The 13,162-nt window shown below is 71.9% G+C and carries 15 protein-coding genes; 10 read left to right on the top strand and 5 right to left on the bottom strand.

The genetic code is table 11. The features are described 5' to 3' along the window. Positions 1 to 25 precede the first annotated feature (25 nt). On the top strand, positions 26 to 1,270 hold the full coding sequence (locus tag Srubr_RS24855; protein WP_229926944.1) for an MFS transporter: 1,245 nt from the start codon (positions 26 to 28) through the stop codon (positions 1,268 to 1,270). Positions 1,271 to 1,657: 387 nt separating this feature from the next. On the opposite strand, the gene Srubr_RS24850 is transcribed toward Srubr_RS24855, so the two are convergent. From Srubr_RS24850 to Srubr_RS24835, 4 genes are all read right to left on the bottom strand, one after another. Beyond that, positions 1,658 to 2,134 carry a MarR family winged helix-turn-helix transcriptional regulator gene (locus Srubr_RS24850; RefSeq protein WP_189998743.1) on the bottom strand — a complete coding sequence of 159 codons (477 nt, stop codon included), beginning with the start codon at positions 2,132 to 2,134 and terminating at the stop codon, positions 1,658 to 1,660. Positions 2,135 to 2,225: 91 nt separating this feature from the next. Next, entirely contained in the window at positions 2,226 to 3,035 is an 810-nt protein-coding gene (locus Srubr_RS24845) for an AIM24 family protein (protein ID WP_189998740.1), read from the bottom strand. Next, positions 3,032 to 3,682 carry an AIM24 family protein gene (locus tag Srubr_RS24840; protein WP_189998738.1) on the bottom strand — a complete coding sequence of 217 codons (651 nt, stop codon included), beginning with the start codon at positions 3,680 to 3,682 and terminating at the stop codon, positions 3,032 to 3,034. Before Srubr_RS24840 ends, Srubr_RS24845 begins: the two co-directional genes overlap by 4 nt. Continuing rightward, positions 3,682 to 4,314, bottom strand: a complete 633-nt coding sequence (locus Srubr_RS24835) for an AIM24 family protein (RefSeq protein WP_189998851.1) — start codon at positions 4,312 to 4,314, stop codon at positions 3,682 to 3,684. The genes Srubr_RS24840 and Srubr_RS24835 overlap by 1 nt, the downstream gene beginning before the upstream one ends. 228 nt (positions 4,315 to 4,542) lie before the next feature. On the opposite strand from Srubr_RS24835, the gene Srubr_RS24830 reads away from it, so the two are divergent. From Srubr_RS24830 to Srubr_RS24795, 8 genes are all read left to right on the top strand, one after another. Next, a complete protein-coding gene (locus tag Srubr_RS24830) occupies positions 4,543 to 4,887 on the top strand; it encodes a DUF3817 domain-containing protein (protein ID WP_189998736.1) in 345 nt (114 codons plus the stop codon). Then, positions 4,884 to 5,177, top strand: coding sequence for an MTH1187 family thiamine-binding protein (locus Srubr_RS24825; RefSeq protein WP_181796415.1), 294 nt, complete (start codon positions 4,884 to 4,886; stop codon positions 5,175 to 5,177). The genes Srubr_RS24830 and Srubr_RS24825 overlap by 4 nt, the downstream gene beginning before the upstream one ends. Positions 5,178 to 5,319: 142 nt before the next feature. Next, positions 5,320 to 6,072, top strand: coding sequence for a hypothetical protein (locus Srubr_RS24820; protein WP_189998734.1), 753 nt, complete (start codon positions 5,320 to 5,322; stop codon positions 6,070 to 6,072). A gap of 152 nt (positions 6,073 to 6,224) precedes the next feature. Next, entirely contained in the window at positions 6,225 to 6,905 is a 681-nt protein-coding gene (locus Srubr_RS24815) for a DUF4166 domain-containing protein (RefSeq protein ID WP_189998732.1), read from the top strand. Next, positions 6,902 to 7,549 carry a TetR/AcrR family transcriptional regulator gene (locus Srubr_RS24810; RefSeq protein WP_189998729.1) on the top strand — a complete coding sequence of 216 codons (648 nt, stop codon included), beginning with the start codon at positions 6,902 to 6,904 and terminating at the stop codon, positions 7,547 to 7,549. The genes Srubr_RS24815 and Srubr_RS24810 overlap by 4 nt, the downstream gene beginning before the upstream one ends. 821 nt (positions 7,550 to 8,370) lie before the next feature. Beyond that, a complete protein-coding gene (locus tag Srubr_RS24805; RefSeq protein WP_030610206.1) occupies positions 8,371 to 8,880 on the top strand; it encodes a MarR family winged helix-turn-helix transcriptional regulator in 510 nt (169 codons plus the stop codon). A 43-nt stretch (positions 8,881 to 8,923) separates the two neighbouring features. Next, the gene (locus Srubr_RS24800; protein ID WP_189998727.1) at positions 8,924 to 9,262 is read left to right on the top strand and encodes a DUF3817 domain-containing protein; all 339 of its coding nucleotides are present in this window, start codon (positions 8,924 to 8,926) and stop codon (positions 9,260 to 9,262) included. A 74-nt stretch (positions 9,263 to 9,336) separates the two neighbouring features. Then, positions 9,337 to 11,037: an acyl-CoA mutase large subunit family protein gene (locus tag Srubr_RS24795; protein WP_189998726.1), complete on the top strand. Its 1,701-nt coding sequence runs from the start codon at positions 9,337 to 9,339 to the stop codon at positions 11,035 to 11,037. 66 nt (positions 11,038 to 11,103) lie between these two features. Here Srubr_RS24795 and Srubr_RS24790 read toward each other — a convergent pair whose 3' ends face one another. After that, a complete protein-coding gene (locus Srubr_RS24790) occupies positions 11,104 to 11,730 on the bottom strand; it encodes a TetR/AcrR family transcriptional regulator (protein WP_189998723.1) in 627 nt (208 codons plus the stop codon). A gap of 206 nt (positions 11,731 to 11,936) precedes the next feature. Here Srubr_RS24790 and Srubr_RS24785 point away from each other — a divergent pair, with 206 nt between their 5' ends. Then, on the top strand, positions 11,937 to 12,914 hold the full coding sequence (locus tag Srubr_RS24785; RefSeq protein ID WP_189998721.1) for a tetratricopeptide repeat protein: 978 nt from the start codon (positions 11,937 to 11,939) through the stop codon (positions 12,912 to 12,914). Positions 12,915 to 13,162 lie beyond the last annotated feature (248 nt).

The following is a 13,162-nucleotide window of genomic DNA, read 5'->3' as shown; positions in this document are numbered from 1 at the left end:
TCCGCCTCTTCAGAGGAACTTCCGCGTGTCCACGCCCCTTTCGCGGCCTTCGTACGCCGCCGTCCTGCGCGTGCCCCAGGCCCGCCGCACCTTCACCGCCGCCCTGGCGGGCCGTCTGTCCTACGCCACGGCCGGCCTGGCGGTACCGCTGTCCGTCACCGCCGCCACCGGTTCCTGGGCCGTCTCCGGCGTCGTGCTGTCCCTGTTCGGCGCCACCACGGTCCTGCTGATGCCGATGCGCGCCGCCCTGGTCGACCGCCACGGTCCGCGCCGGGTCCTGCTGCCCATGTCACTGCTGTACGGCGCCCTGCTGGCCCTCCTGGCCGCGCTGACCTGGAGTCCGGGCGCACCCGCGGCGGCCGTCGCCGGCACGGCCGCGCTCGCGGGCTGCTGCGCGCCGCCGCTCGGCCCCGCCATGCGCGCCCTGTGGTCCGCGCTGATGCCGGACGAGGGCATGGCGCGGCGCGCCTACAGCCTCGACGCCGTCGCCGAAGAACTGCTGTACGTCTCCGGTCCGGCGCTGGTCGGCGCGCTGCTGGGCGCCGCCCCGGCGGCCGCCGGCATCCTGCTGAGCGCGGTCCTGAACGTGGCCGGCACCTGCGCCTTCGTCACCTCCCCGGCCCTGCCCGGCCCGCGCCCCGCCGCCGCCCGCCGGCGACGGTCCGTGCCGGTGCGGGGGCTGCTGCCGGCGGTCGTGGTCGCGCTGGGCCTCGGGCTGGCCATCAGCGCCGTGGAACTGCTGGTGCTGGCCTTCGCCGAGGCACGCTCCTACGACCCCGCGCTGGTCCCCTGGGTCCTGGGCGCGCTGTCGGTGGGCAGCGCGCTCGGCGGGCTCGCGGCCGGGGCGGTGCGCTGGCGCGCGCCCGCCCGGGTCCGGCTGTGCCGGTTCGCCGTGGCCTTCGCACTGGTGCTGGCGGCGGCGGGGCTGGCGCCCGGCCTGTGGACCCTGTCCGGCGTGCTGGCCCTCGCGGGCGCGTTCATCGCCCCGGCACTGACGACCGCGTATCTGCTGGCCGACGAGACGGCGACGGAGGAGACCCGGATCCAGGCCGGGGCCTGGGTGAACACCGGGGTGAACGCGGGGAGTTCGGCCGGGGCGCTGGCGGCCGGGCTGCTGATCGGCCGCCTGCCGCTGCCGCTGTGCTTCGCCCTGGCGGGCGCCGCCGCCCTGGTAACGGCCGTGGCCGCGGCCGTCCGTACGGCAGCGGCGGGCCACGCGCCCGGACCGGTCCCGGCGAGCACGGGCGACGAGACGGCCGCCACCGCCTGACCACCGAGGACCGCCGATACCCGGCGCTCCGGCGACGCCGACGGCGGTGGCTGCCGCCGGACAGGCGGGGCGGTGCGGTGGCCGTATGGGTGTGACTGTCGCCGGGCGGTGTCTGTGACCGCCCGTTGTTCCGCGCGCCGGACGGTGTCCTCTGCTGGGCCCCGGGCCGTGTGGGCGGCGTGGCCGTCGGGGGCTGTCCGGCGCTCGGCGGGTGCCGGTGAGCGGTGCCAAAGGGCTCACACGCGTACCGGTCGGCGGGGTCGGGTGGGCTCACGGGGGCTGCGGTGAGCGGTGCCGGAAGGGCTCGCGCGGGTGTCGGTCAGCGTGCCGGGCGGCTTGCGCGGGCGGCGGTGCGTGGTGTCGCCGCCGCCCGCCCGCGCGGCTGGCTCAGGGACGTCCCCGCTGTCCTCTCAGGTGCTCGGCGACCGGCTTGAGCGCCTTGTCCAGCTCCATCAGCGCGTCCGGCGACAGCAGGTCGATGAAGTGCCGGCGCACCGAGGCCACGTGATGCGGCGCGACCTTCCGCATCATCTCCATGCCATGGTCCGTCAGCACGGCGTACAGCCCCCGCCGGTCGGTGTCACAGTTCTCGCGGCGGACCAGGTTGGCGTTCTCCATGCGGGTGATCTGGTGCGAGAGCCGGCTCTTGGACTGAAGGGTCGCGGAGGCCAGGTCGCTCATCCGCATCCGTACGTCCTCCGACTCGGACAGGTGCACCAGGATCTCGTAGTCGTTCATTGTCAGGCCGAACGGCTGCAGATCCTTTTCGAGCTGGTACGTCAACAGCCTGTTGACCTCCAGGTGGGTGCGCCAGGCGCACTGCTCCGCATCGGTCAGCCAGCGCGTGGCCGTCTCGGTCTCCATGAATGAAGTCTACCTAAGAAGTTGAATGGCGAACTAACTTGGGTGGTGTGACGTGCGCACGCGTTCGACGTCACACTCCGCAGACTACCGCTCACAGCCCGAAGCGACGCTGGAGGTCTCCCAGCTGTCCGGGAAGGCGCGGTGCACCCGACGATTGCGGACCGTGCCCGCCCGGTGTCATTCCGCCACCTCCCGGCACCCCGGGTTCCGGCGGAACCGCCCCGGTCGCCACCTCGGCCATGAGCGTCTCGGTCGACTGCAGCAGGACCGTCCCCGCGCCGACGAACTCGAACTGGTGCTCCTCCCCGGAGACCCCGCCGAGGCCCGTCATCGCACGTAGACCGCCCAGGACACCCGTCAGGTACCCATGGTCGTAGTGATGGCACGGGGACGGGCAGTCGGCCCACCCGACGAGCGCCTGCGGGTCCACCCGGATCGGAGGTTCCACGAACACCACCGGACCGTTTGATGCGGCTACGAACTTTCCGGTTCCGATCAGGGTCAGAAAGCCCGGGACGATCGACTGTTTGAGCGCGAGACTTGGCTGAAAAGCGAGCAGATTGCCCGCGCGAATGGTCAAGTTCCCGTCGTCCAGGTCGTAGGAGTTGACGTCGAACGCCCGGTCGGCCAGCAGCATCTTCCCCGAGCCCTCCGCCACGACCCAGTCGCTCGCGTGCAGTGGCGAATGAAACGACGTACGGACAAGCCGGTCGAGTCGCCCGTGCCCGATGCCGTTGAACTCGATCGACCCGTAGTAGGCGATCATCTTCCCCTTCTGCAGGAACCACTGCCCGCTCTTCAGCTCCACACAGAAGGTGTACGGGGTGACGTTGTCGTCGGCGGGCAGCGACAGCGGGTCGTGCACGACCGGTCCGGCGCCCGGGGTTCCGTAGGTGCTCACAGCTTCTCCTCCGAGGCCTGGACGTACACCGTGCCGTTGCCGCTCAGCTCCAGCTGGAAGGCCTCACCGGAGCCGCGGCCCACCATCTCGCGCCAGCCGAGCGCGGTGGACAGCCTGTTGCGGATCTCGCCGTGGTGGGCGACGTACGCCTGCGGGTCGACGTGGACCGGGCGCTGCGGGGTGACCGGGACCTCGAAGACGCCGCCGTGCGCCATCACCGCCACCGAGCCGTGCCCCTGGAGCGTGGTCGTGAACAGCCCCTGCCCGGTGACCTGCCCGCGCACCAGACCCATCACCCCGCCCTGGGCGCCCATGAACATCGTGCCCTGCCGCAGGGTGCCCTCGAAGGCGAGCAGCCGGTCGGCCTCCACGTAGAGCGTGTCACCGGAGAGGGTGATCACCTGGACGTGGTGGCCGCCGTGCCCGAAGAACACCGTGCCGTTGCCCTCGACCGTCATCAGGGGGGTCGCCTCGCCGGCCACCCGGCGCCCGATCATGGACATCAGCCCGCCCTGGCCGCCCTGGACGTTGGGTGTGAAGGACACGTCCCCGCGGTAGGCGAGCATCGCGCCGCGCTGGCTGAACAGCCGCTGCCCCGGCGCCACGGTCGCCTCCACCATCTTGGAGTTGATCTCCCGGAAGGTCATCACACGTCTCCCGCGATCGTGGTCCGCTCGCTCGGCTGCACGTACACCAGCCCGTCGCCCTCGAAGCGGATCTGGAAGGCCTCGCCGCCGCCCTCCCCGAGGATCGTGCGGAATGTCACACCGGACTGGAAGGACTGCCGGACATCACCCTGGTGGGCGACATAGGCGCCCGGGTCGACGGTCAGCGGGTACTGCGGGGTCACCCGGAGGACGACCGCCGGGCCGTCGGAGAGGATCGCCGCCTGTCCGTGTCCCTCCACGGTCGTCGTGAACAGGCCGTTGCCCTGGGAGGCGCCGCGCACGCCGGTGAACGTCGTGCCCGTACGCAGCCCCGCGTCCGTCACCAGCAGATTGCCCGCCTCCACGTAGAGCTTGTCCCCCTGGAGGGTGACCAGGTTGATCTCGGACGCCCGGTCCGCGAACCAGCACGTCCCATGCCCTTTCACCTCCATCACCGTCATCTGCTCGCCGGTGAGCCGCCGGGTCACCATTCCCCGCAGCCCCTCGCCGCCGCCGCTCAGCTTCTTGAAGGCCATCTGCCCGTCGTACGCGACCATCGAGCCGTTCTTCGCCTTCACGGCATCCCCGGTCATGTCGACGGCGAGCACCTTGCTGCCCTGGAGTCGGAACATCGCCACGCTGCGAAACTAGCGGCGGCACGGGTGGACGGAACAGGGCCCACGGGTGGAAACCCACCCTGAGCCGACCCCTAGGGGCGAGGTTTGCCACAATGGGGGAACGCTTGTGCGTGCGTTCACAAAGCGGTTCCGCCGCCGACTGGCGTCGGCACGCACCGGCACGCACAAACCGGCAGTCCGTAACCGGCAGACCGTCGTCGACCCTCCCACCGAAGGTGACCCGTGGACATCAAGACCGCCACCGCCCTCCGCCGCCTCCGCCTGGTCTCGGCCCCGGAGGCCGTGTCCTTCCTGATCCTGCTCGTCTGCTCGGTGCTGAAGCGGACCACGGACTTCGACGCGGTCCCCGTGATGGGAGCGATCCACGGCGTCCTCTTCATCCTGTACGTGATCTTCTGGGCGGACGCCTGGAACCGCGCCAAGTGGCCCCTGAAGACGGCCGCCCTCTACTTCATCCTGTCGGTGCTGCCCACCGGCGGCTTCTTCGCCGAGCGCAAGCTGCGCCGCGAGGCCGAGGACGCCGTGATCGCCGCCCGCGCCCGCAAGGAAGGGGTCGTGAACGCATGATCGTCGCTTTCTCCGTGACGCCCCTCGGCGTCGGTGAGGACGTGGGGGAGTACGTCGCCGACGCCGTACGCGTGGTCCGCGAGTCGGGCCTGCCCCACCGCACCGACGCCATGTTCACCTCGATCGAGGGCGAGTGGGACGAGGTCATGGACGTCGTCAAGCGCGCCGTCGCGGCCGTGGAGGCCCGCGCCCCGCGCGTGTCGCTCGTCCTCAAGGCCGACATCCGCCCCGGGGTGACCGACGGTCTCACCAGCAAGGTGGAGACCGTCGAGCGGTACCTCGCCCGGTAGCGCGACCCCTTCGCGGCAACCCCGGTCCTGTGGGCCGGGGTTTTCCCGTCCCCGATGTTTGAGCGATCGCTCAAAGCGGTGTACGTTCGGCGCAAGATGATTTGAGCAGTCGCTCAAACACTGTGCTCACGTGGGGGAACACATGGGTCTCTACATAGAGACGCACATCCGCGCCGACCTCGACGAACTGTGGGCACGCACCCAGGACCCCGCCCGGCACCAACGCTGGGACCTGCGCTTCACCGAGATCGACCACCTCCCGCGTGCGGAAGGCGAACCGCAGCGCTTCCGCTACGCCACGCGCGTGCTGCCGTTCCTCACCGTCTCCGGCACCGGCGTCGCCGCCGGCGAGAAGGAGCGCGCCGACGGCACCCGCACCTCCGCCCTGCGCTTCGCCTCCCCGCACCCCCTCTCCCTCATCGCCGAGGGCCGCGGCTACTGGCGCTACGTGCCCGACGCCCACGGCGTCCGCTTCCTCACCGGCTACGACTACCGCCCGCGCTGGGGCCTCCTCGGCGCCCTCGCCGACCGCCTGCTGTTCCGCCCCCTCATGGGCTGGGCGACCGCCTGGTCCTTCGACCGGCTGCGGCTCTGGCTGGAGCGCGGCATCACCCCGGAGCGGGCCCGCCGCAACTGGCTCGCCGAACTCACCGTCCGGGCCCTGGTCCTCGCCCTCTGCCTGACCGTGCTCGGCCACGGCTCGCTCCCCGGCCTGCCCGGCCCCTTCACCGACGCGACGGCCTACCTGTGCCCGCTGCTGCTCGTACCCGGCGCCTTCCTCGCCCTGTTCAAGGCACCCCTCGCCGGCACTCCGGCCGCCCGCCGGTGCCTGCGCACGCCAGGCACCGGCACCCGGGCGCCCAGCCTGCTGAAGACGCTGGAGAAGCGCGGATGACGCACCCCGGAGAACCGCGACGACGCCCCCGGAGAACCGCGGCGACGTCCCCGGAGAGCCACGGAAGGCGTCCCCGGAGCACCACGGATGACGCTCCCGGCGAAACGCCTTTCAGGACGAGCACGAACGACGACGCCCCTGGAGAAGTACCGATGACCTCCATCTTCCGGGCCGCGATGGGCCCCGCATTCGACCGCCTCCACCCCGCTCTGCGCCGCCGCTTCTCCGTCGGCCTGGCCGGCGGCGAGGCATGCACCGGCCGGGGCGTGATGGACCGGATCTGGCACGGACCGGCGTTCGTGAAGCCGTTCCTCGCCCTCGGCGCCACCCGCAACATCCTCGTCCCACGGGCCGGCCGGAACGTCCCCTTCGTGATCGAGAACGTGCCGTACACCGACGGCTTCGGCCGTGAGACGGTGAGTTTCGTGCGCACTTTCGACCTGCCCGGCCGGCCCCGCCGCTTCGACGCGCAGATGGTCCTCGGCCCCCGCGGCGACCGCGTCCTGGACTACCTCGGCACCCACCAGCACCTCGCCACCGACCTGCACTTCCACGCCGAACCCGACGGTTCCCTGCTCATCCGCTCCGGAACACACCGGTTCCGGGAGGGCCCGGTGGACCTGCGCGTCCCCGATCTCGTCGGAGCCACCGCAGAGGTGCGCGAGTCCTACGACGACACCACCGGCCGGTTCCGCATCCGGGTGCGCGTGGTGAACCGGTACTTCGGGCCGCTCTTCGGCTACGAGGGCTCCTTCACCGCCTCGTACACCGACATCCGCACCCGCGGCGTACGGCCCGGGCTGCGCCCGGTGCGGGAGGAGGCGCGCGCATGAGCCCGGAGACCGCGAGGTCCCAGGAGACCAAGACCAGACTGCTGGAGGGCGCCCTGCGCACCCTCACCGAACAGGGCATCGCCAAGACCTCGGCCCGTACGGTGGCCGCGGCGGCCGGCGTCAACCAGGCGCTGGTCTTCTACCACTTCGGATCCGTGGACGAACTGCTCGCGGCGGCCTGCCGGTACGGGGCGGAGCAGGCGGTGGCCCGCTACCGGGAGCGGCTCGCCGAGGTGGGCACGCTGTCCGAACTGCTGTCCGTCGGCCGCGAGATCCACGAGCGCGAGCGGGCCGGGGGCCATGTCGCCCTGCTCGGCCAGCTGCTGGCCGGTGCCCCGACCCACCCCGGCCTGGGCCCGGCCACCGCCGCCGGGCTCGACCTGTGGATCACCGAGATCGAGCAGGCCCTCCGCCGCGTCCTGGCGGCGACACCGTTCGGCGAGTTCACCGACCCGGCGGGGCTGGCGCGCGCGGTCGCCGCGTCCTTCGTCGGGATCGAGCTGTACGAAGGGGTGGACGAGGCCGGGGCCGGGGCGGCGCTGGACGCGCTGGAGCAGCTGGGGGCCCTGGTCGCCGCGGTGGAGTCCCTGGGCCCGGTCGCCCAGCGCGCCGTACGGCACCAGCTGCGGCGACGGACCCAGTAGCGGAGGGGCGGCGGGTGCGGGCGTGCCGTGACGGTCGCCCACGTCCCTTCCGTCCGAGCCGTTCACACTCCCGGCGCCGGGCCCGCCCCCGGAGACGTCCGCTCGTACCGCACCTGGTGGCCGGAGCGGCGGGAGGCCGGCAGGCCCACGTCGCGCGGGACCGTCAGGCGTGACGCGGGTCTGGGACGCGTCGCGCGGGACCGTCAGGCGCGAAGGCACCGGGGACGCGGCGAGGCCCGGGCCGGTGGACGAGGGCGCCGGTGGCCGCCGGTCCGGCCAGTCCCGCGAGGGACGACGGCGCGGTGGCGGCCCGGCAGCCGTACCGGCGCCTCGGAGTCCGGGCACCCGGCTTTTCGTCCCCAGGCCCGCCGGACGGACCGCCGTGGGCCGCCACGGGGCCCCGGAATCCGTGACCACGACCACGTCCGGCCAGGAGAAGACGCACCACGTCCGGCCAGGAGAAGACGCTCGGCATCGGGCCGCGGGCCCGCTGGAGACGGACGGGGCGTTCCGTTCGCGGCGGCCGGCCGAGGCGGAGCTCGGCAGGCCGTTGCCGGGGCCGGCCCCGGCCGTCCCGGAGCGGCCGGACGCCGGTATTCGCGCCGTACGCCGAATACGCCCGCGGCCCCGGCGGGCAGCGGCTGGTGCCGGCCATCCCCGGCCGTACACCGAATCCGGCGCGTCCGAGGGGGGCCGCCGGGAGCGGGTCCGGCACCCTGTGTCGTCGTGCGCTCGCCCTGCGCGCCCGGGTGGGAACGGCCGGTGACCGAAAGCCGAGACAGGGCTGACCGGCATATGACCGGCCGGTAGGGTCTGATGACGTGCCCAAGCCTCTCAGCCTTCCGTTCGACCCCATCGCCCGCGCCGACGAGCTGTGGAAGCAGCGATGGGGAAACGTGCCCTCCATGGCCGCGATCACCTCCATCATGCGGGCCCAGCAGATCCTGCTCGCGGAGGTCGACGCGGTGGTCAAGCCGTACGGGCTGACGTTCGCCCGCTACGAGGCCCTCGTCCTGCTCACCTTCTCCAAGGCCGGTGAGCTGCCGATGTCCAAGATCGGTGAGCGGCTGATGGTGCATCCCACGTCCGTGACGAACACCGTGGACCGGCTGGTGAAGTCCGGGCTGGTGGCCAAGCGTCCCAACCCCAACGACGGCCGGGGCACGCTCGCCGTCATCACCGACAAGGGCCGCGAGGTGGTCGACGCGGCCACCCGCGACCTGATGGCCATGGACTTCGGGCTCGGCGTGTACGACGCGGAGGAGTGCCGCGAGATCTTCGCGATGTTCCGCCCCCTGCGGATCGCGGCACACGACTTCACGGAGGAGTGACCCGGGACAAGATCTCCCGGAACGGGTGGTTACGCTCGACTCCATGAAAAAAAGCGTGCTGACCCGCTACCGCGTCCTGGCCTACACCACCGGTGTCCTGCTGGTGCTGCTGTGCCTGAGCATGATCGCGAAGTACGGGCTGGACATGAACGGCGCAGCCGACTTCACGCGGGTCGTCGCCATCGCCCACGGCTGGCTGTACGTGGTCTACCTGGTCTTCGCCTTCGACCTGGGCTCCAAGGCGAAGTGGCCGGTCGGCAAGCAGCTGTGGGTGTTGATCGCCGGCACGATTCCCACGGCCGCGTTCTTCGTCGAGCGCAGCATCAGCCGCGAGCTGGAGGCCAAGGCCGCCGGGCAGACCCCGGCCGTCGCCGAGGCGTAGCCGCACCGCCGTACGGGTGCCGTACGGCGGTCTGCCATCGACATTTACTAGGACGTCCAAGTAAATTCGTAGGTATGGACGCTCACGCCATAGAGGAGGGCCGCCGCCGCTGGCAGGCCCGTTACGACGCCGCGCGCAAGCGGGACGCGGACTTCACGACACTCTCCGGTGACCCCGTGGAACCGGTGTACGGACCCCGGCCGGGGGACACGTACGAGGGATTCGAGCGGATCGGCTGGCCCGGGGAGTACCCCTTCACGCGCGGGCTCCATCCGACCGGCTACCGCGGGCGCACCTGGACCATCCGCCAGTTCGCCGGCTTCGGCAACGCCGAGCAGACCAACGAGCGGTACAAGATGATCCTCGCGGCGGGCGGCGGAGGGCTGTCCGTCGCCTTCGACATGCCGACGCTCATGGGGCGCGACTCCGACGACCCGCGCTCGCTCGGCGAGGTCGGGCACTGCGGGGTCGCCATCGACTCGGCCGCCGACATGGAGGTGCTGTTCAAGGACATCCCGCTGGGGGATGTGACGACCTCCATGACCATCAGCGGTCCGGCCGTGCCCGTCTTCTGCATGTACCTGGTCGCCGCCGAGCGGCAGGGCGTCGACCCGCGGGTGCTCAACGGCACCCTGCAGACGGACATCTTCAAGGAGTACATCGCGCAGAAGGAGTGGCTGTTCCAGCCGGAGCCCCATCTGCGGCTGATCGGCGACCTGATGGAGTACTGCGCGGCGGGCATCCCCGCGTACAAGCCGCTGTCGGTCTCCGGCTACCACATCCGGGAGGCCGGCGCCACGGCCGCGCAGGAGCTGGCGTACACCCTGGCCGACGGGTTCGGATACGTCGAGCTGGGGCTCAGCCGCGGCCTGGACGTGGACGTCTTCGCGCCGGGGCTGTCCTTCTTCTTCGACGCGCACGTGGACTTCTTCGAGGAGATCGCCAAGTTCCGCGCGGCCCGGCGGATCTGGGCGCGGTGGATGCGGGACGTGTACGGGGCGAAGAGCGACAAGGCCCAGTGGCTCCGCTTCCACACCCAGACGGCCGGTGTGTCGCTGACCGCGCAGCAGCCGTACAACAACGTGGTGCGCACGGCCGTGGAGGCGCTGGCCGCGGTGCTCGGCGGGACGAACTCGCTGCACACCAACGCCCTGGACGAGACCCTCGCGCTGCCCAGCGAGCAGGCCGCGGAGATCGCGCTGCGCACCCAGCAGGTGCTGATGGAGGAGACCGGGGTCGCCAATGTGGCCGACCCGCTGGGCGGCTCCTGGTACGTCGAGCAGCTGACGGACCGGATCGAGGCGGACGCGGAGAAGATCTTCGAGCAGATCAAGGAGCGGGGCCTCAGGGCTCACCCGGACGGCCGTCACCCGATCGGGCCGATCACCTCCGGGATTCTGCGCGGTATAGAGGACGGCTGGTTCACCGGCGAGATAGCCGAGTCCGCCTTCCGCTACCAGCAGGCGCTGGAGAAGGGCGACAAGAGGGTGGTGGGCGTCAACGTCCACACCGGGTCGGTGACCGGGGATCTGGAGATCCTGCGGGTCAGCCACGAGGTGGAGCGCGAGCAGGTCCGCGTCCTCGCCGGGCGCAGGGCCGCCCGCGACGAGGCTGCCGTGCGCGCCGCCCTCGACGGCATGCTGGCGGCGGCCCGCTCCGGGGCCAACATGATCGAGCCGATGCTGGACGCCGTACGCGCCGAGGCCACCCTGGGCGAGATCTGCGGGGTGCTGCGGGACGAGTGGGGGGTCTACACCGAGCCGGCCGGCTTCTGACCGGACCACCGACGCGCCGCCCGCCGGGCACTGTGCCCGGCGGGCGGCGCGCCCGTGCGGGGTCTGCTAGGGGGTGCGGGCCGCTCCCGCGAGGCCCAGCAGGAGGATCCGGATGAAGCTGTGGACCCACTCCTCGTCGGCCGGTTTGCCGCTGACCAGGGTGCGGTGGACCACCGCGCCCGCGACCATGTCGAAGATCAGGTCGACCGTGCGGGCGGCCTGCCCGGGGTCCGGCTCCGGGGGGAGTTCGCCGCGCTGCTGGGCGCGGGCGCGGCCCTGGAGGACCAGGCGCATCTGCCGGTCCACGATGGAGGCGCGGATGCGTTCGCGCAGGGCGTCGTCGCGGGTGGACTCGGCGACCACCGCCATCAGGCCGCTGCGGGCCTCCGGGCGCGCGAGGATGGCCGCGAACTGCAGGACCACGCCCTCGATGTCGGCGGCGAGGCTGCCGAGGTCGGGGAGTTCCAGCTCGTCGAAGAGTTCCGCGACGGCGTCCACGACCAGTTCGTTCTTGCCGGCCCAGCGGCGGTACAGGGTCGTCTTGGCAACCCCGGCCCGCACCGCGACGTCCGACAGGGTGAGCTTGGACCAGCCCAGCTCGACCAGAGCCTCCCGGGTCGCGGCCAGGATCGCGGCGTCCGCGGCGGCGCTGCGCGGGCGTCCGGTACGGCTGGCGGGGGTGCGGCTCTGCATTCCCCGACCATAACCGGCGGGTCCTGGGGCGCCGTGAGGGAGATCACCGGGGTGGGGTGCCGCGCGCTGCCCTCTTGGCATTACGCTACGACTCGTAGCGAAAGCTCGTGAGGGACGTACACGGGCAATGGCCGCAAGGCGCGGGTGGGGACCCGGCGCCGCACAATGCTTTTCGTTCAGGCGCCGGATCGGGGGAGGATAGACGCATGCAGCCACGGAACATGTCCATGAGCGGTGTCGTCGACCTCGCCGCGGTGAAGGCGGCCCAGGAGGCCAAGGCCAAGGCCAAGGCCGAGCAGGCGCGCGCCGAAGCCGCCCGGCAGGGCGGGACGGGGGCCGTCTCCCCGGCCGACCTCGTCATCGACGTCGATGAGGCGGGGTTCGAGCGGGAGGTCCTGCAGCGCTCCGCCGAAGTCCCGGTCGTCATCGACTTCTGGGCCGAGTGGTGTCAGCCCTGCAAGCAGCTGAGCCCGGTCCTGGAGCGGCTGGCCGTCGAGTACAACGGGCGCTTCCTCCTCGCCAAGATCGACGTCGACGCCAACCAGATGCTGATGCAGCAGTTCGGGGTCCAGGGCATCCCGGCCGTCTTCGCCGTCGTCGCGGGTCAGGCGCTCCCGCTCTTCCAGGGCGCGGCCGGCGAGCAGCAGATCCGGCAGACCCTGGACCAGCTGGTGGCGGTGGCCGAGCAGCGCTTCGGGCTGACCGGCCTGACCGTCGACCCGGAGGCCGAGCCGGGCGGTGCGCCGGCGGCCGCGCCGGCCGAGGGCCCGTACGACGCGGCGCTGAACGCCGCCGCGCAGGCGCTGGACGCGGGCGACCTGGACGGGGCCGTGCGGGCGTACCAGAACGTGCTGGCCGACGATCCGGCCCACCCGGAGGCCAAGCTGGGCCTGGCACAGGCGGAGTTGCTCCGGCGGGTGCAGGGCATGGACCCGCAGAAGGTGCGTCAGGAAGCCGCCGAGAAGCCCAAGGACGCCGAGGCGCAGATCGCCGCCGCCGACCTGGATCTGGTGGGCGGTCACGTCGAGGACGCGTTCGGCCGGCTGATCGACACCGTGCAGCGCACGGCGGGTGACGACCGGGACGCCGTACGGCGCCGGCTGCTGGAGCTGTTCGAGGTCGTGGGCCCGGAGGACCCGCGGGTCGTGGCGGCTCGCCGGGCCCTCGCGCGCGCTCTTTTCTGACGGGCGGTACCTGGCCACGGCTTGTGATGCCGTGGTGAAAGATCCTCCGCCAAGGCATCACGGCGGCCGCGCTTTACCAAATCTTGGGAAACGCGGCCGCTGTTACTCCGAGTAAATCGAGGCCGTTGGTCTGTCTGGATTCGTCCAGGGATCAACGGCTTTGCTCTGCCCAGCGATGCCACCGTATGTCGCGCTCCGAGACCGGTCGGTCGTCCTCCGGTTATCCCGCCGTTACTAGCCAGTAACGA

This window comes from Streptomyces rubradiris, assembly GCF_016860525.1.
Taxonomy (GTDB): Bacteria; Actinomycetota; Actinomycetes; order Streptomycetales; family Streptomycetaceae; genus Streptomyces; species Streptomyces rubradiris.
This window is presented reverse-complemented; position numbering and strand designations above follow the sequence as displayed.